This window comes from Microcoleus sp. PH2017_28_MFU_U_A (genome assembly GCF_020738035.1).
Classification (GTDB): domain Bacteria; phylum Cyanobacteriota; class Cyanobacteriia; order Cyanobacteriales; family Microcoleaceae; genus Microcoleus.
This window is the reverse complement of sequence record NZ_JAEQCX010000039.1, coordinates 38,510-55,112: the sequence shown is the minus strand read 5'-3', so window position 1 is coordinate 55,112 and position 16,603 is coordinate 38,510. Positions and strand designations below refer to the sequence as shown.

Below are 16,603 nucleotides of genomic sequence, written 5' to 3'. Positions count from 1 at the left end.
TTCTTTATTAAGCTTTGTTAAATACAGAAGGCGGTTGAAACCGCTACCGACTTATCCCCATGTCTAAAGCCAGGGGCTTGCGTCTCGCTCTTTGGTCAATTGTCAGTTTTCAGTTGTCATCAGGAACAAATAAAAATTCCTCAACAACTAATAACCAATAACCAATAACCAATAACCAATAACAATTTAATCTACCATCGAAAACGTCAATTCTCCTTCACAAACTTTTTGTCCGTCCACTTCTGCAATCGCCTGCATTTTTCCGAAGCGGCGGCGTTTTACCCAGAGCAATTCTACAGTCATCAGCAACCGATCGCCCGGTACAACCTGACGGCGGAATTTGACTTTATCAATGCCGGTAAACATCCACAATCCTTGCTCAATGTCCGGTAACTGACCGAGAACCATACCGCCAACTTGAGCCATCGCTTCGACAATTAAGACACCCGGCATAATCGGTCTTCCGGGAAAATGCCCTTGAAAATGTGGTTCGTTGAAAGTCACATTTTTAATTCCTACAGCCCGCACTCCCGGCACGTAATCAACAATCCTGTCTACGAGTGCAAAAGGATAGCGGTGAGGCAATATTTTCTGGATTTCTTCGAGAGTAAAAGTAGATTTAACCGCTGGAGAATTCTCACCGTTTTCTGTGGAAACGGATTCGGAATTAGCAGTATTGAGGGTGTTAACTTCAGTCAGCGTGGACATTGCTTGAAGACTTTTGAGTGTGGTATGAAAGAAGGAAGATGGAAGAAGGAAGAAGGAAGAAGGAAGATGGAAGATGGAAGATGGAAGATGGAAGGCTTTAGTTATCGCCGCAAGAGAACAGATTCACTGCAATGGTTTCAGCAATTAAGAATGTTCTAAGCGCCTTGGCCGTTGCTACATAAACGCAAGGGATCGCGTCTTTGGTTGTGAATTGTAACTGCAAACTATAACTGTATATAGCCTGGAACCTTTTCTAACTTGTCTCCAGCACGGCTGAAGCTTGGGAGTTCAGGGCTTTGGCAAGTTGGACGTGGAGGTTGTGACTGGCTTTGTAAGCCAAGTAATGAGCTTTTGGCAAAGTTCCCAGCAGGCTGAGGTCGCCTACTAAGTCTAAGATTTTATGCCGCACTGGTTCGTTGGCAAATCTCAAGGGCGGGTTGAGCCAGCCGGATCGATCGCAAACTAGGGCGTTCTCTAGGGTACCACCTTTGATCAAACCTGCTTGTCGCAATTGTTCAACTTGGCGGGCAAGTCCAAAAGTGCGGGCTGGGGCGATCGCGCTGGCAAAACTTTCTACCTCTGGCGACCAACTGTACCATTGATTGCCGATCGCCTGTTCCTCAAAATCAATTCCGTAACTAAACCGAGTTTGAGCCGACGGTAGGGCGGCGACAAAAGCATCCCCGTGACGCACCCAAATCGGCTCAGTCAGGACGAATGAGGGATTTGGCTCTTCCTGGCATTCTTGAGGAATTAGGCCACTATGGGCGATCGCCTCTACCCAAACCAGAGCCGAACCGTCCAGCAGCGGTACTTCTGGCCCATCAACCTCAATTCGAGCATTATCCGTTCCCATCCCCACCAAAGCGCCTAATAGATGCTCTACAGTGCGAATTTGATCACCTGTCGCACCAGCCAATTCAGTAGAAAGTGCAGTCTGACAAACCGCCTCAATTGTTGCCGGAATTATCGGAGCACCGGGCAAGTCAATTCTGACAAAATAGCGGCCTTCTCCCACCGCAGCGGGCAAGACTCGGACGCGAGTTTGTTCGCCGCTGTGCAAACCAATTCCCGACACTTCAAATTTAGATTTTAAGGTACTTTGAGTCATGGAAGAAGGAAGAAGGAAGAAGGAAGAAGGAAGAAGGAAGAGGGAAGAAGGAAGAGGGAAGAAGGAAGAGGGAAGAAGGAAGAGGGGGAGAGAGGGAGAATCAGTAATTAGCGATTACCAATTACCTTTTCCCCAATTACCTTTTCCCCAATTACCAATTACCAATTACCAATTACCCATTACCCCTAACTAATGACTAATGACTACTGACTAATGACTCTTCAATTAGAATCGCTCGCCAATCCCAAAGTGAATTTGATTGTCCCCGCCGTCGTTGATACCGTAATCGATCCGGATCGGGCCTAAAGGAGATTGAATCCGCACGCCGAGGCCGTAACCGTAACCGCTACCGGGCTTTCTGCGAACACCAGCCGGGTCGCCGGGGACATCTTTGCCCGTGCCCAAGTCGGTGCCTGCATCCAAAAATAGCGCTCCGCCGATAAACGAAATAATCGGGAAACGGTACTCCACGCTGCCTTCTAGGAAGCTGCGGCCGGCTCCGATTTCGCCTTCGTTGTATCCGCGCACAGAGTTGGCACCACCTAAGGCAAAGGCTTCGTAGGGAGGCAAATCTCCGAATACGGTGCCGGCTTTGAAGCTAAATGCCAGGGTTTGGGGGCCGGGGGTAAAGTTTGTGTACTTGACTGGTAGATAAAAGCTGTAGCTGGCACGCAGGCGGTTGAGCAGGATGCTGCCGGAACCTACAGGAATTGATTGTTCCATGCCAAATCTGAGCAGGGAACCGCTGGTGGGGCGGAGTGGGTCGTTGCGCCGATCGCGCACAGCACCTGCTTGAATGGTTGTCAAGTCATCGGAACCAGAGTTGCTAAAACTTAGCTGGTTGCCGAGTGCATCCTCGGATTCGCGCCGGCCTTTGCGATCGGTAATTGAGACTCGCTGGTATTGCAAACCGAGTGAAGCTGTCCACTCAGAATCTGCAAAAGGATCGCGCGACAAGGGACGGGTAAAATTGATGCCGCCACCGGTGCGGACGATGCGGGGTCGATCGTCATTTGCCAATCTGACTTCCCTCTCGCCGCCGTCAAAAATCACGCTGATCGATCGCCTTCTAAAAATATTAGCCGTGAAAGAAGTTCGGTAAGGATCGCCCGCAATCCAGGGATCGGTAAAACTCAAGTCAAACAGGGTTTGGCGTTCCCCGATTTGTACTTCAGCCCCCAATTTTTGGTTCCTACCGTTCAAGTTTTGCTGCTGGTAACTCACCGTACCGAACAAACCCGTCGCGGAACTCAAACCCGCACCCGCAGCCAGAGAACCTGTATTTTTCTCAATGACGTTGACAATTACCCTTGCCTTGCGGGGGTCAGTCGTTCCCGGTTCCAAAGCAAGCCGCACGTCTTCAAAAATCCCCAAACCAAACACTCGCCTCAAATCTCTTTCCGCCTTGGTGCGGTTAAAGATATCTCCGGGCTTGAGTTGTACTTCACGGGTGATCACATAGCGGCGGGTGTTACCTCCGATCGTCTGACCGGTCGCATCCGTTGCCTCTCCTTCCTTGTTCAGGAAGCGGACATCAACGGATTCGATCTGGCCTTCTGCCACTACCAAGGTGACAGTGCCGTCGTCTGCTACTTGTGGCGCATCAGTAATTTGGCCCAAAACATAGCCGTTTTCTTGATACCAGGCATTAATTTTTTTCACTCCCTCCTCAAAGCGGCGGAGGTTGAGAATTTTGCCGTACTGATCGCGGAAGCTATCGTCAATTACGCTTTGGGGCAGCACTTGCTGACCGGTGATTGTCACTCCCCGCAGCACCGGATTTGGCTGCACGATAAAACTCACCCGCACGCCTAAGGGGGTGTCTTCCGGGACTGCACGCACGTTTCTGAAAAAGCCGGTGGCAAAAATGGCGTTGATGTCTTGTTGCAGTTGGCTGCGGTTGGTCGTGCGTCCCGGTTGGGTGCTGATGACTCGGTAAATCTCGCTTGCCAGGTCTCCGGTTGCCCCGGTAACGGTAACTTCGGCAACTAGCACTTGCGGTTCTGCTGCCCCGGCTGGTGCGGGGGCTGGTCTGGGCTGCGGTGTTCCTGGGCCCGAGGGCAATGTCGGAAGGGTGTTAGCCGGCGGTCTGGTCGGGGCCGGTCTGGTCGGGGCCGGTCTAGCCGGGGCCGGTCTGGGGGGAATTTGGGCGTTTTGGACGATCGCCCCTGATTCATCCTGGGCTGGTTTAGGAGAAACTTGGAGGTCTTGGACGATCGCCCCTGATTCGTCCTGTTTCCGAGGCTCTACGGCAACCCAGGTGGGCGAAACACCCGTCTCCGAGGGGGGGAGCGGGCTAGCCACTTGTGCCTCTGGCAGGGCATTTTGGCTGCTAGAGGCGACGGGATTGGATGCAATCTCGGGTTTGAGTTGCACCTGTGCGGGCGAAACCGGGGTTACTGGGTCTGTGACTCGGTTTGGGGGTTCGCGATCGTCTTCTCCTCTGCGAGGGGCCGCCGCTATTTTTAGGGCTGCCGCTGGGCTGCTGTTAGCGGCTGTGCGGTTTTGAGGAGAATTTTGGGTTAATTCTGGAACGGGGCGATCGGGTAATTCGATCGACGGGGCGGAAGGAACGGCAGCCAAAGCTTCCTCTGTTGATTCAGAGTAGGATGTTTGACCACTTGCCGAATTTGATAATCCGAAGGTTGCTGAGACAGTAAAAACTGCCACCAATACAGCAGATAAACGCATTTTTGTTCACTCTTTTGGGCGATCGCACACACGACATTATTTAGTCATCAGTCATTAGTCATTAGTCATTAGTCATTAGTCATCAGTCATTAGTCATTGGGCATTGGGCATTAGTCATTAGTCATTAGACCTCTTCCGTCTTTGAGCGATCCTTCAACCGCAGATGTCAGACAGATAAACACAGATAAACGCAGATGATTTCAGGGTGTTTTCCGATTTTTGCAAGAGGTCTATTAGTCATTAGTCATTAGTCATTAGTGCGAGTCTCGGAGCTCGCGAACAGCATTAGTCATGAGTCATTAGTTAACTGTCAACTGTCAACTGTCAACTGTCAACTGTTTATCTATCCCCCGCTGGGCTGTCGTAGTGTTCCCCAAATTTTAGACTAAGAGTTCAACCTCCCAGATTCATTTGTGAAGTAAATCTAAAATTTAAAATCGACTGACCGCTAAATAACCACACAAAAATAATTACATAAAGACTCCTTACTAGGCAAGAGTTTCAGTCGAAATTTCGTGTAATTAATTCGGAACTACTACTTACTTAATTGATGACTGTTCACGGCTGATTGCTGACATTAAAGGCAGAAGGGGTACAAACTGTGCAATTCTAGCGCATTTCAAGCCTCTATACTTTCTGAGCTAGAACCCGCTGGAGAACTTGCTGGTAAGCGCTTTCTACCGAGCCCAAGTCGCGGCGGAATCTGTCTTTGTCCATCACGCGCGCGTCGGGGTCAGTTTCTGCGTTGTCCCAGAGGCGACAAGTGTCGGGACTGATTTCGTCGGCGAGGATCAGATTTTGATGTTGGTCGATACCAAATTCCAGTTTGAAGTCTACCAGGGTGATGCCGCACAGGGTAAAAAATTCTTTGAGTATTTCGTTAATTTCACGGGCGGCGATCGACAGTTGCTTTACTTGTTCGGGGGTAGCTAGCTGCATTAACTGCAATCTGCCGCGGGTTAGCAGCGGGTCTCCCAGATCGTCGTTTTTGTAATAAAATTCCACCAGCGGCGGATTGATAATTGTACCGAGGGCGATTCCCGTTTGTTTGCAAAGACTACCGGCGGCAATGTTTCTGACGACGACTTCTAAGGGCAAGATGCCGACGCGGCAGACTCGCATTTGGTTGGGGGCGGGCGTGTCGATGAAGTGGGTGGGAATGCCTTTGGCTTCTAGCATCCGAAACAGGTGGGCGGATATGGCGCAGTTAATTTCGCCTTTGCCGGCGATGCTGCCGCGTTTTTGGGCGTTAAAGGCTGTGGCGTCGTCTTTGAAGTGGGTCAGCAAGATTTCGCTGTCTTCGGTGGAGTACAGGATTTTGGCTTTGCCTTCGTAGAGTTTGCGATCGGCTGACATGGCGATTAATAATATAGATGAGTTTGAGATTTTACCGTAGCTCGATCGCAAATTATACCATTTTAGATGTGAGATTTTAGATAGGGAATGCCCGATCGTGTATAGGTTTAGAGCTTACTTACCACAATACTTCGGACAGTTTTTTAACGGCCGTGTAAGCCGAGAGCGAGTAAGCCCTGCCATTTTTACGCATTTTCTGAAACTTAGGGCTGAACTTAAACATTGAAAAAATAGTCCAGCATATGGTCAGTAAGGGTTTCGGAGGCTCGACTAGATCTAAAACTGTCCGAAGTATTGTTACCAGAAAGAATTGGATTAAAGCCGGAACCCTTGTAGGGAGAAATTAAAATCAGACTATTCATTACTTCAATCCTCGGACTTCTGCGTAGAGGTCGCTCTCTGGGGGTCAACTGTCAACTGTCAACTGTCAACTGTGGAAGCCTCCAGATATATACTGCGATCGGCCCAGGCATAAATGATTCTTGACAAAGCACAATAGAGATTAGACCTGCTGGGTTCGCGATCGGTGCTGAATGAAGCTCACCATACAGACTGGCGCTTAAAAAACATCTGTAAAATGGCTGATTTATGGAAGACAAAAAAATTCATATCCTCTTGGTAGAAGATGATGAGGTGGATGTGATGAACGTCCGGCGAGCGTTCAAAAAAAATAACATTGTTAACCCCCTCTACTTGGCTGCAAACGGATTAGAAGCTCTGCATATATTGCGCCAAGAAAGCAAAACAGAGCCTCCAATGCCTCAAGCGCGCCGGTTAATTTTGCTAGACTTGAATATGCCGAGAATGAACGGGATCGAGTTCTTGCGAGAATTGCGGCTGGATGAAAAATTGAAGTCGATTCCAGTGATAGTCCTGACAACTTCTAATGAAGATAGAGACAAGGTAGAAGCTTATAATTTGAATGTAGCTGGTTATATTCTTAAGCCCGTCACTTTTTCTAACTTTGTGGAAGTTATGGCTACCCTCAACAAATACTGGATGCTGAGCGAAATTCCCTAAGCCATAGAAAAGAGAACAGCAAAATTTCAAGATGGCTGTTGTGATTTTGGGAGCGGTATAGCGGTTCTCAAAAAAGTGAGGTATGCCTGCGTGCCCTATGCCCTATGCCCTATGCCCTATGCCCTATGCCCAATCGTCCGCGAATCTTTCTGAGAAAGGCTATACCTTTGTTTTAGATACTTTTGGGATGCCGCAGTTTTTTTCAGATTAATTCACAATTCGGTTGTTATGGACAAACTTATCAAAATTCTGATAGTTGATGACGATGAAGTCGATCGCATGGCGGTCAAACGCTCGCTCAAGTCTGCTCGGGTTTCGGTAGAAGTTACTGAAGCCGAAGACTGCGCCGATGCTCTGGCAAAATTATTGGTGAGGAAAAGTTCTAGTATAGCAGCGGCGAAACTCTCGCATCCAGATAAATCTCAAAAGTTAAGCGAGGTTGAGGAAACAGACAATTCGCTGCTATTAAATCAGATATTTGACTGCAAATTTGACTGCGTATTCCTAGACTACCGCTTGCCAGACGGAGACGGACTGAGTTTGGTAAAAAATGTACGGGAATCTGGGCTGAAAGTTCCGTTAATTGTACTTACCGGGCAAGGCGACGAACAAATTGCTGTGGAATTGATGAAGGCGGGAGCTTCTGATTATATCGCTAAAGGCAAGATGTCTGCTGAGAGTTTGTCGCGCAGTTTGGAGAATGCCCTTCGCGTTTACCGCGCCGAATCTCAGGCGTTTCATGCCAGTCAACAACTTAAGGAAAGCGAGGAAAGGTACAGGTTAGTTTTAGAGGGTGTAAATGACGGAATTTGGGATTGGGATTTAAGTAAAAATGAGGTTTATTGGAACGATCGCCTTTTGGAAATTATCGGTTTGCCGCGAGAGCAATTTGGCAGCACGATGGATGCTCTCTACAGCCGCCTGCACCCCGATGACAAGGACGGCATCGTCCGGGCGATCGCAGCTCATCTAGAACAAGCGATCGACTACAATGTAGAATTCCGGCTGCTGCACTCCTCAGGAGCTTACCGCTACTGCACTTCCCAGGGCAAAGCCCAGCGAAATTCCCAAGGAAAAGCGCTGCGGATGGCCGGCATGATTAGCGATATTACCGATCGCAAACAAGCCGAAGACGCGCTAGAAAGAGAACGGCAGCAACTGAAACAAATTATTACCTGCGTGCCGGTAGCAATGGCGATGTTCGATACCCAAATGCGCTATTTAGCTAACTCTCACCAATGGCTGACTCAATTTAATTTCGAGTGGCAGTCCCTGACAAATCTCAGTCATTACGAATTGTTTCCAGATACGCCAAATCGCTGGAAAATGATGTATCAAGAAGTGTTAAAGGGTGAGGTAATTTCTGTGAGCGAAGATGCTTGGGAACGAGCAGACGGCTCTGTTATATACCTGCGCTGGGCAGCTCACCCTTGGTACAATCCCGACGGCCAAGTGGGGGGAATGGTAATGGTAGCCGACAAGATTAATGAGTTGGTGGAAGCCCGAGAAACTGCCCTAGAAGCGAGCCGGGTAAAGTCGCAGTTTTTGGCGAACATGAGTCACGAAATTCGCACTCCGATGAATGGCGTTTTGGGCATGGCTCAATTGCTGCTGCGCGCTCCTCTGGAACCAAAACAGCGGGAGTCGGCTCAGACTATTTACCGCAGTGCTGAACATTTGCTGAGCGTGATTAATGATATCCTCGATTTTTCTAAGATAGAAGCCGGAGAAATGCGGCTGGAAAAGGCAGATTTTGATTTGCATAGCTGCCTGGAATCGGTGATAGAAATGGTTGCACCTTTGGCTGAGGAAAAAAATATTGAATTGAATTTTTTAATTGACAGTGCGGTGCCTAAAAAGTTGGTGGGCGACTCGGGCAGGTTGAAGCAAATATTGCTCAATTTGACGGTAAATGCGATCAAATTTACCGATCGCGGCCAAGTCTTAGTTCACGTGACTGTGAAACGGGGCAACCGATTGGCAGACGGCAGACAAGGAGAAAGTTTGCTATTTTCGGTGCGCGATACTGGCATTGGAATTTCGCCGGAAGGGCAGACAAAACTGTTCCAATCTTTTTCTCAGGTAGACGCTTCTCCAACTAGGGCTTACGGCGGGACGGGTTTGGGTTTGGCTATTTGCAAGCAGTTAGTCGAAATGATGGGAGGTGCCATTGGGATTCGCAGTTTTCTCGGCAACGGTTCGACATTTTGGTTTGCTGTACCTTTGGAAAAACAGTTGCAAGTTGAGCCTCAGACTGCCGAACTTGCTCTTAAGAAGCTGTTAGTAGTCTCGGGAAGCGCTTTGAAGAGGGCGGCGGTGCGATCGCTCGCTCAAAGGTGGGGCGCCCGCTGCTACGAAGCAGAAAGCGCTGCTGCTGCTTTGACTTGGTTGAAAAATGCCAATAGTAGCATTTCTGGGCATTCAGAGGAAGGCGAAAAAAGCTGCGATGCGGTGCTGGTGGACTTGCAAATGCCGGATTTGGATGCTGAGGAATTTGCCCGGAAAGTGCGATCGACCTCGACATTTGCCTCGTTAATCGCCATGACTGCTTTGCGGGAACAGCGAAAAGCTGAAGCACTTTGCTGTCATGGTTTTAGCGGCTATTTAATCGAGCCGGTGCGGCCTTCCCGCTTGCTTGAAGCTTTGCTGGCATCGGTTAAGGGAACGGGAGAGTTTGACAGCTTGGAGGCTGCTAATACTTGCAAATTACTAGGAGTCAATTCTCGATATGTTACTCCCTATTCACCCTCATCTCTGAGAATATTGCTGGCGGAAGACCACCCGATCAATCAACAAGTTATTGTCGAACAGTTGACAGCTTTAGGCTATCATGCTGACTGCGCCTCCAACGGTCAAGAAGCGCTGGACTTGCTGGCACAAAAAAGCTATAATTTGGTGTTGATGGACTGTCAAATGCCAATACTTGACGGTTATGAAACGACAAAAAAGTTAAGGGAGCGAGAAAAGGGCGATCGGCATACTTTTGTGATTGCTTTAACGGCTCACGCTATGCCGGGAGAACGAGAAAAGTGTCTGGCGGCGGGGATGGATGATTATCTCAGCAAACCTGTAGATTTAGATACTTTGGCCGTGGCGCTGAAAAAATATGAATCCCAAAATGTTGAGTTTAAAAATAAGTATGGAGTTAAAGGTATTAATTTGGTACAAAATCCTCAATTAGAAACAAATTATCCAGAAGTTTTGGAAGCAGCAATGCCTGTGGCTGTGCCGGCACCAAGGGCGATTCCCTGCGGGATAGCTTCGCTTCACGAACTGCAAGCTTGGGAACACGCAGACTGCGACGGACTGTTCGACCAAAGCAGATTGCAGCAACTCGGACAGGTTAATGTCAAATTGCCCGAGCGACTCTTGCAAGCATTTGTGGGAAACGCACAAGCTGATGTGGCTGCTGCCAAAATAGCCGCAGAAGCTAAAGATTGGTCAACTGTGGAATATCAAGCTCACCGTCTCAAGGGAACTTCTGCAAATGTGGGAGTTGCTCAGATGTCGGATTTAGCAGCACAATTGGAGCATCAGGCGCGAGGCTTTCAATCTCAACCGCCAGCTTCGGGATTGTCAACTATTGAGAGGGTTGAAAGCATATTAGCGAGTTTGTCCAGTCATTTAGCCAGAGTTCAAGAGTTTGTGGAAACTCGAATGTTTGGTTAATATTTAAGTTGTTAGATACGTCGGCAATTATAGTCGGCGATTAAAATCGCACGCCAAACAAACGATGTCCGCGACTCGACTTCGCTCGCCGAACACCTCGGCTGACTCAAGAAAACAAGGTAATTTTAACCGCACGGTCTAATTATCTTCAACCCGCGCACCATCCGGGTTTTGTCTGTATAGACGCGGTTTCAACCGCCCAGTCTTTAAGAAAAAATCGATGAGTTAACCTATGACTTACGATACCGATACAAACCCTGTTTCACATAGCGAACCATTAGAAAATAATGGAGAAATTCTAACGCCTTTGATGGCTTTTGCTCGGGAAGTTTTATTACATGAAAACAATCCTCTTGCTGGGGAAAGTTATGTAAATGCTGTGCCATGTGCGCCCGAAGAAATCAATGAATTTTCTGTTGATAGTCTGGTGGCCAAAATAGCTCGGTGCTGTCGGGAAAGCAAAATAGGCAAAAAATTACCAACGGCTTTTTACGTTCACGTTTCGGCATTGTCAGCACTCAATCCTGTCTTGGTAATTTACGAAAATTGTGCCAGACGCCATCTCGAAAATATTGATGAAGCAACTTTAGTTAAGTTTTCCCTCAATCAACCTAAAATATCTTATCTTTTTTACCCCGATTTCGATACAGACGCTCACCCTGCTTTACAAACCAGCATCCAAATTAATCTGGAAACAGCGGAAGTTAAATATTTCGATTACAGCAACAGTGAAAATCCCCCGGTTTTGCACCGCAAAGAAACTTTTGTGACACCGGATTATCCCAATTACGAGAAGTTTGCTCGACTGACTCGCTGCGAGGAAGGATGGGGACTGCTGGACAATACAAGCGCGATCGGCACTCGCGATGGTTGGCTTAAATATTTGGGATATTGCGGTGTTGAAATCCACGATCATGCTGTTGTCGAGCGTTTGAAACAGGAGAATAGCGAGTTATCAATTCCCAAGATTGAGCGGCACAAAGCTGCGATGGTACGCAACTCTATTTCTAAACCTGTGCGTCTAGTTTTGGAATCTGATTTGTTTGTTGATGGAATGACTTTTTTTGATTACGGCTGTGGCTACGGTGGCGATGTTAAATATATTGCCCAAGAGGGTTATGTTGCTGCGGGTTGGGACCCATACTATCAGCCGGATACTCCGCAAATTGGTGCGGATATTGTGAATATTGGTTATGTAATTAATGTGATTGAATCTTTGGCGGAACGCCGAGAATCTTTGCTAAATGCTTGGGAATTAACTAAGAATTTATTGGTGGTGGCGGCTCAGGTTTTGATTGATGATGGCGATAGAGGTCAAATTGCTTACGGGGATGGGGTGATCACTTCTCGCAATACTTTTCAGAAGTATTACGAGCAGGAAGAGTTGAAGGTTTATATCGATCAAGTTTTGAATGTTGATGCGATTCCTGTGGCTTTGGGAATCTATTTTGTGTTTCGGGATGCGGCGGAGGGTGAGGGTTTTCGGGCTTCTCGGTTTCGATCGCGCTTATCGACTCCCAGAGTGCGATCGCAAGTCAAGCGCTTTGAGGATTACGAGGAAATGCTGGCTCCTTTGATGGCGTTTGTGAGCGATCGCGGCCGCCTCCCGGTGAAGGGCGAATTAGCCGAAGAAGCGCCAATCAAGGAAGAATTTCACAGTTTTAACCGCGCTTGGCGGGTGATTTTGCAAGCAACGGATGCGGATGATTGGGAGACTATCGCCGACAAGCGCCGCCAGGATTTGCTAGTATATCTCGCTCTCAACGGTTTAGGCGATCGCCCTCCGATGCGGCGGCTTCCGGCTCAAATCCGCAATGACATCAAGGGTTTGTTTGACAGTTATCACAGGGCTTGCACTTTGGCAGATTTAATGCTATATAGCCTGAGCAAACCGGATATTGTGGCGGACTGTTGCGAGGATAGTGCGATCGGCTACAAACAACACGGTTCCCTTTCGGTTCACGTCTCTGCATTAGAAGAACTAGACCCTTTATTGCGACTCTACGAAGGCTGTGCCAACCGGACAATCGGCAGACTTGACGGCGCGACAATCATCAAATTTTATGCTAATAAACCGAAAATTTCCTATTTATTTTATCCCGATTTTGATACCGATCCACATCCAGTTCTTCACACTTCCATGCACATCAATTTGCGCGGTCTTTCTGTCGGCTATCAAGACTATTCTAATTTGTCTAATCCGCCAATTTTAGTTAGAAAAGAAGCTTTTGTATCATCTAGTTATCCGCATTATCAGAAGTTTGCGAAGCTCAGTCGCCAAGAGGAAAAGTTGGGAATTTTTGATAAGTCCGGTGGATTTAAGGAGCGGGAATTGCTGAACTGTTTGGAGGAAAGTTGCGTCAAAATCAAGGGTCATCGCTTGTTTTGGCGATCGGATTCCGACCCAGAAAAATTGAAAATGCTGCAAACAACTGCGTCGGAACGTCATCAGCAAAAGATTGAGGTTAATGCGGGAAAGAGTGAAGGAACCGCAGAGGACACAGAGAGCACAGAGGATGGAAAAGAAGAGGGAGAGGAATAGGAATAGTCATGGAAACGGAGTATAATTTTAGTCGAAATGAGGAGACGGCTTGGCCTTAGTCCCTACAATTAATCACGGTAGGGACTAAGGCCAAGCCGTCTCCTCTTATCATTCCGGTGTAACCGGAATTGATATGACATCGGTGCAACCGGAATTGATATGACATCGGTGCAGAGATTCAAGAATATGCCGCAAACAACCCGGTTTCCGATCAAAACCCTACATCAAATCAAGAGATATTGACGAAACCGGGTTGTTTATCCCAGCGGATAAGTTCCTAAGTAGATGAGCAACCAAGTCCTAAATACTGATGAAATTTTCTGCTGTCAGGCTGGCTGGTGTAATTTGAGATTGTCCTGTTTGTAGATTATTCACACGAGCGATCGTCCGCCCCGTTGATCTGAGTGTAATCAGTAGATCGCGATCATTGTTAATAGCGATTGCTCCTGACCACGGAGCAAACTGTCTGTCAAGTAAATCATTATTTGCCCGATTATTAGCAACCTCTCTTGGTATAGTTGAGATTTGTAGGTCGTTGAACGATAAACCACCGCCAAGAGCAATCTTGTCTTCACCGAGAACGAAGTCAAATAAGTGATCGAAAGAGTTGGTAGCTAGCTCATTTTGAACCACAAAGGTGTCTCGTCCGGGGCCACCTGTCAAAATGTCAAACCCCCCATCACCAGACAAGAAATCGTCTCCATCACCTCCAGAGATCCGATCGTTGTCTCGTCCGCCAAACATTCGATCGTCACCTCGATCGCCAGTCAGATCGTCTGTGCCAAGATTGCCGAAAATCAAGTCGTTATCCAATCCCCCGGAGAGCTCATCTCCATCTTGGCCACCATAGATCGTATCGGAACCTGCCCCGCCCCGTAGCGTGTCACGGCCAAGATTCCCGAACAGCTCATCATTGCCACCAAAGCCATTGATGAAGTCATTGCCACCGAGGCCAAAGGTGCGACGACCATTATCAGTGTCAGTGATAACATCATCACTATCCGTACCCTGTGCATTGGGGTCAGCAGAAATGTTGATCCGAGCCATTATTTCTCAATTGTTTAAGGTTGAACGGATACATCCTAACCGATTCGGTGGACGAACCAAGACATCTGTACGATCCCAGGAATCGCCAATGCCGATCGTGGTTCAAGTCTTTGAAGGAGGCAACGTAGAACTCCGCAAAGTAAATATGGTCTAAGAAATCACTGCACCAGACCGTACTATGATAACGTATTGACATTGTAAATACATTTTACCTATACTAAGGAGTATGAATGTATACTTCATGCTCAATGGCATTACCTTTGTATGGGATGACGGAAAAGCGCGGATTAATCCCCTAAATCATGATGGGATTACTTTTCAACAAGCTGCTGAATCCTTCTTTGACCCATTTCTAGTTGTCGTTGATGCCAGCCGCAATGACGAAGCGCGTGATGCTGTGATTGGGCTAGATAGTCGGTGGAATCTATTGTATGTGGTTCACATTGAGCGTGAAGAGAATGTCATTCGGATTATTTCAGCACGTAAAGCAACTCGTCAAGAGAGGGCAGAGTATGAAAGTTGAAGCATTAAAGCAGCGATTAAACCGCAACCGTCCAATGACTAGCGTGACTATCCGTATGCCCGAAGATGTTGTGGAAGACCTGAAGAAAGTTGCACCATTGTTGGGTTTTTCGGGTTATCAGCCATTAATTCGTGCTTATATTGGTCAAGGTTTGCGCGTTGATTTAGAACGATTTGAGAGCGAGACAGTGACAGCCCTAGTCGCAAGTTTGAAGCGTCGAGGTGTCAGTGATGCAGTGATTGATGAGGCATTAAAGGAAGTCCTTCGTGCTAAATCCTGTTAATAGAGTAATAGTCATGGAAATGGAAGAATACTTAAAAGTGAGTGAGTGAATTTATTGATTGGCAACATCCCAAAATTATGGAATGTGCTAAACAAATCGCATCGGGACATGAGACACCAACGGCGATCGCCAAAGCGTGTTTTGAGTGGGTGCGAGATGAAATTAGTCACAGTTATGACTATCAAATGAGTCCTGTTACCTGTCGAGCTTCAGATGTTCTTCAGCACAAAACAGGTTATTGTTATGCGAAAAGTCACCTGTTAGCAGCGTTACTCAGAGCAAATGAGATTCCGGCAGGCTTTTGTTACCAGCGGTTGAGTATTGATGATCGAGGTGCGCCGTACAGTTTGCACGGTTTGAATGCCATTCATTTGCCAGAAGTTGGTTGGTATCGAGTTGATGCCAGAGGTAATAAAGAAGCAGTCAACGCTCAATTCACTCCACCTCAAGAACAGTTAGCATTTAAGATTCAGTTTCCTGAAGAGGCAGATTTTCCAGCCATATTCTCAGAGCCACTTCAAGTCGTTATAGAAGCATTACAAGGACAGAATACATGGGATGATATGCCTCGCAATCTCCCAGACATTTCGTTGGAGTCTGCGAAGAGTTATGGCTTGTGGTGATATAACACAACACGGCATCTCATTACAAAAGTCACTGTCTTATGAACGCAGACGATCGCAAAATGATGCTGACACACTACCACCACATGGCTTGGAATGCGCGTTTGCGATCGTCAACCGGCTCTCCGGTTCTCACTACAATGATCTCAGTATTCGTAACTCTGCTTTCACTCGCTTTAGTGTGGGCCAGCGGAGCGACTAATCGGGGCTCCATTCCCGCATTCAATTCTCTTCCACAATGGGCCTGGTTCGGTGGGGTTTTTGCAGCATACTATCTTGTTGCATCATTGATCGCAATCCCGAAATTAGGTGTGGCGGTGGTTTTTTCATTGGTGATTGCCGGACAGATGATTGCGGCACTTGTCTTGGATTCTACTGGCGCATTTGGTGTTACCCAGATTTCTCTCAGCGTGTCTCGCATCTTAGGAACTGCATTATTGCTGATTGGAGTAATCCTGATTCAAAAACAGTGAGAATGCCTAATTTAGACGCACTAAGGAATGAGAATTAAATAACTTATAATTTGATGATTATTGTGGGATGGGCCAGAAGAACCCGTCCAGAAAGAACGGGCTCTCCCGCCCATCCCACAAACTTGTGTAAATTATTTAATTTGCGATCCTCAGCGTGGGTGTGACGATTAATCCATCACCTAATAGATTGCGATCGGCGCTGACTTGATGTTGCTTGCTAGCGATCGAGCGGACTAATCACTCCCTACGACTAATGCTTGACCCGCACTCGATCGCGTGCAGGTCTAAATAATAATGCCCGAAATTTTCCACATAACACCACGATTTGGGTGATTGGGCAGAAACTTTCGGTCTAATCAGATAAAATAGGGATTTTAGGCATAAACTTTCGGCTTTTGAACCCATATAGGGTGTTTAGCCAGAAACTTGACAATCAGCCTAAACGGCCTGTAATATTAGATATACCAATCCTAAATGATTTGCTGGCATTATACGCTAGTAAAACGCTTACACTGCAAAGGTTCTGGCATCCATCAATTTTTCGACTGATTTAGGGC

15 protein-coding genes are annotated in these 16,603 nt (G+C 47.4%); 9 read left to right on the top strand and 6 right to left on the bottom strand.

The genetic code is table 11. The annotated features are described in order from the left end of the window. Positions 1 to 186: 186 nt before the first annotated feature. On the bottom strand, positions 187 to 708 hold the full coding sequence (gene fabZ, locus JGK14_RS08485; protein ID WP_293186502.1) for a 3-hydroxyacyl-ACP dehydratase FabZ: 522 nt from the start codon (positions 706 to 708) through the stop codon (positions 187 to 189). Between the two features lie 24 nt (positions 709 to 732). Between fabZ and JGK14_RS08480 the strand changes: the two genes are divergently transcribed. After that, positions 733 to 867, top strand: coding sequence for a hypothetical protein (locus JGK14_RS08480; protein WP_293281869.1), 135 nt, complete (start codon positions 733 to 735; stop codon positions 865 to 867). 94 nt (positions 868 to 961) lie between these two features. Here the strand turns inward: JGK14_RS08480 and lpxC are convergent, their stop codons facing one another. Then, the gene (gene lpxC, locus JGK14_RS08475) at positions 962 to 1,819 is read right to left on the bottom strand and encodes a UDP-3-O-acyl-N-acetylglucosamine deacetylase (RefSeq protein WP_293198153.1); all 858 of its coding nucleotides are present in this window, start codon (positions 1,817 to 1,819) and stop codon (positions 962 to 964) included. On the opposite strand from lpxC, the gene JGK14_RS08470 reads away from it, so the two are divergent. Then, positions 1,818 to 2,012 carry a hypothetical protein gene (locus JGK14_RS08470; RefSeq protein WP_293186498.1) on the top strand — a complete coding sequence of 65 codons (195 nt, stop codon included), beginning with the start codon at positions 1,818 to 1,820 and terminating at the stop codon, positions 2,010 to 2,012. The two genes, lpxC and JGK14_RS08470, sit on opposite strands and share 2 nt — an antisense overlap. 32 nt (positions 2,013 to 2,044) lie before the next feature. Here the strand turns inward: JGK14_RS08470 and JGK14_RS08465 are convergent, their stop codons facing one another. The 3 genes from JGK14_RS08465 to JGK14_RS08455 all read right to left on the bottom strand — a co-directional run bounded on the left by JGK14_RS08465 (position 2,045) and on the right by JGK14_RS08455 (position 6,228). Continuing rightward, positions 2,045 to 4,510 (bottom strand): BamA/TamA family outer membrane protein, encoded by a 2,466-nt coding sequence (locus JGK14_RS08465; RefSeq protein ID WP_325314956.1) that lies wholly within the window; start codon positions 4,508 to 4,510, stop codon positions 2,045 to 2,047. Between the two features lie 627 nt (positions 4,511 to 5,137). Beyond that, the gene (gene purC / locus JGK14_RS08460; protein WP_293186504.1) at positions 5,138 to 5,866 is read right to left on the bottom strand and encodes a phosphoribosylaminoimidazolesuccinocarboxamide synthase; all 729 of its coding nucleotides are present in this window, start codon (positions 5,864 to 5,866) and stop codon (positions 5,138 to 5,140) included. 215 nt (positions 5,867 to 6,081) lie between these two features. Continuing rightward, entirely contained in the window at positions 6,082 to 6,228 is a 147-nt protein-coding gene (locus tag JGK14_RS08455) for a hypothetical protein (protein WP_293202997.1), read from the bottom strand. 226 nt (positions 6,229 to 6,454) lie between these two features. Here JGK14_RS08455 and JGK14_RS08450 point away from each other — a divergent pair, with 226 nt between their 5' ends. From JGK14_RS08450 to JGK14_RS08440, 3 genes are all read left to right on the top strand, one after another. Next, on the top strand, positions 6,455 to 6,886 hold the full coding sequence (locus tag JGK14_RS08450; RefSeq protein ID WP_325314955.1) for a response regulator: 432 nt from the start codon (positions 6,455 to 6,457) through the stop codon (positions 6,884 to 6,886). A 228-nt stretch (positions 6,887 to 7,114) separates the two neighbouring features. After that, positions 7,115 to 10,555, top strand: a complete 3,441-nt coding sequence (locus JGK14_RS08445) for a response regulator (protein WP_325314954.1) — start codon at positions 7,115 to 7,117, stop codon at positions 10,553 to 10,555. Positions 10,556 to 10,787: 232 nt separating this feature from the next. Next, entirely contained in the window at positions 10,788 to 13,097 is a 2,310-nt protein-coding gene (locus JGK14_RS08440; protein WP_325314953.1) for a DNA phosphorothioation-associated putative methyltransferase, read from the top strand. 300 nt (positions 13,098 to 13,397) lie between these two features. Here JGK14_RS08440 and JGK14_RS08435 read toward each other — a convergent pair whose 3' ends face one another. Next, the gene (locus JGK14_RS08435) at positions 13,398 to 14,144 is read right to left on the bottom strand and encodes a calcium-binding protein (protein WP_293186488.1); all 747 of its coding nucleotides are present in this window, start codon (positions 14,142 to 14,144) and stop codon (positions 13,398 to 13,400) included. A 241-nt stretch (positions 14,145 to 14,385) separates the two neighbouring features. On the opposite strand from JGK14_RS08435, the gene JGK14_RS08430 reads away from it, so the two are divergent. Genes JGK14_RS08430 through JGK14_RS08415 form a run of 4 tightly spaced genes read left to right on the top strand, consistent with a single transcriptional unit; the run spans position 14,386 to position 16,046 of the window. Next, positions 14,386 to 14,667, top strand: a complete 282-nt coding sequence (locus JGK14_RS08430; RefSeq protein ID WP_293239821.1) for a BrnT family toxin — start codon at positions 14,386 to 14,388, stop codon at positions 14,665 to 14,667. Continuing rightward, positions 14,657 to 14,950: a hypothetical protein gene (locus JGK14_RS08425; RefSeq protein WP_293231142.1), complete on the top strand. Its 294-nt coding sequence runs from the start codon at positions 14,657 to 14,659 to the stop codon at positions 14,948 to 14,950. Before JGK14_RS08430 ends, JGK14_RS08425 begins: the two co-directional genes overlap by 11 nt. 41 nt (positions 14,951 to 14,991) lie before the next feature. Beyond that, positions 14,992 to 15,573: a transglutaminase-like domain-containing protein gene (locus JGK14_RS08420; protein ID WP_325314952.1), complete on the top strand. Its 582-nt coding sequence runs from the start codon at positions 14,992 to 14,994 to the stop codon at positions 15,571 to 15,573. 41 nt (positions 15,574 to 15,614) lie between these two features. Beyond that, the gene (locus JGK14_RS08415) at positions 15,615 to 16,046 is read left to right on the top strand and encodes a DMT family transporter (RefSeq protein ID WP_293186480.1); all 432 of its coding nucleotides are present in this window, start codon (positions 15,615 to 15,617) and stop codon (positions 16,044 to 16,046) included. Positions 16,047 to 16,603 lie beyond the last annotated feature (557 nt).